The sequence below is a fragment of the Okeania sp. SIO3I5 genome (assembly GCF_010672085.1).
Taxonomy (GTDB): Bacteria; Cyanobacteriota; Cyanobacteriia; order Cyanobacteriales; family Microcoleaceae; genus Trichodesmium.
Window position 1 is genome coordinate 1 of sequence record NZ_JAAHHT010000540.1, and the last position, 1,176, is coordinate 1,176.

The following is a 1,176-nucleotide window of genomic DNA, read 5'->3' on the forward strand; positions in this document are numbered from 1 at the left end:
TGTTACTGTTAGTAATGCTGAAGCTTTAAGACAAACTGTTGCTGAAGGTGGAGGGGTAAGAATTTTTGAAACAGGTGTACAATATCAAGTGTTAAAGTTGTAGTAAGTTATGGCTGCTAAAGATATTTTCCATGATGCTGTAAAAAATGCCTTAATCAAAGAAAATTGGGTTATTACTGATGACCCTCTTTACTTAGAATTTGGTGGAGTTGATTTGTATGTTGATTTAGGTGCTGAAAGAATTGTTGGTGCTGAAAAAGATGGCAGAAAAATTGCCGTTGAAATCAAAAGTTTTATTTGACAATCTCTAGTTTCAGAATTTCATACAGCACTTTTCAGATTGATGAACCACACTGTCATAACCAAAACCCTGTAAGGGCGAATGCCATTCGCCCCTACTGTAGTCTACTTAAATGAAAACCGCTGTAATGCTTTGGGGCAATTTATTAACTACCCAAAGGTATTAAGAAGAATTGAACCGGAAAGAGTTCTATATTTAGCTGTTTCTGAAGATACTTATGAAGCTTTTTTTTACCCTTGTATTTACTCAAGTAGCAGTTGCAGAGAATCAGATAAAATTGATTGTGTATAATCCTAAAAATGAGGTAATTTTAGAATGGAAAAATTAATCAAATATAGGAGTTATGTCAAAAATATTATTACTGAATATAGTCAATACAAACCATCTTATATCATGTCCGGTTGAATAGTTATAAATAAATGAGGGAGGAGACTCGATACTGGAGACAGGAGTCAGGAGGGAAGAGAGGAGAAGAAAGTATAAAAAGAAGAAAGTTTTTTTTATCACTGATTATCCGGACATGATATTATGGAGAGATAGAAGTACAAGTTTTTTTTGACGAAGAAAGAGACCATTATCAACTTTTAAATGTAGGTTGGCATGGCAATAGACGAGTACGGGGTTGTGTGTTGCAAATAGATATTAAAGATGAAAAAATCTGGATACAACATGATGGTACAGAAATTGGTATTGCTAATTAATTATTAGATTTAGGGGTGCCAAAATCAGATATTGTTCTGGCTTTTCTTGCACCTTACAAGCGGCAATATTCGGGTTTTGCTGTGTCGTGAAAAAGGAAGAAGTTTGTAGGTTGGGTTGACGTAGGAAACCCAACAGTAGAATTTCTAAACTGTGGTAAGATAATTTTCTTTCAA

Annotated in this window: 2 protein-coding genes and 1 pseudogene; 2 read left to right on the forward strand and 1 reads right to left on the reverse strand. The window is 34.2% G+C overall.

The genetic code is table 11. The features are described from left to right. Nucleotides 1–109 precede the first annotated feature (109 nt). Together F6K40_RS40375 and F6K40_RS41705 are read left to right on the forward strand one after the other, a co-directional pair. A pseudogene (locus F6K40_RS40375) lies at nt 110–592 on the forward strand (XisH family protein). Nucleotides 593–837: 245 nt separating this feature from the next. Next, nucleotides 838–1,002 carry an element excision factor XisI family protein gene (locus F6K40_RS41705; RefSeq protein ID WP_483143799.1) on the forward strand — a complete coding sequence of 55 codons (165 nt, stop codon included), beginning with the start codon at nt 838–840 and terminating at the stop codon, nt 1,000–1,002. Here the strand turns inward: F6K40_RS41705 and F6K40_RS41710 are convergent. Beyond that, nucleotides 995–1,176, reverse strand: a 182-nt coding sequence (locus tag F6K40_RS41710; protein WP_483143798.1) for a hypothetical protein, incomplete at its 5' end; no start/stop codon positions are given. The genes F6K40_RS41705 and F6K40_RS41710 overlap by 8 nt on opposite strands.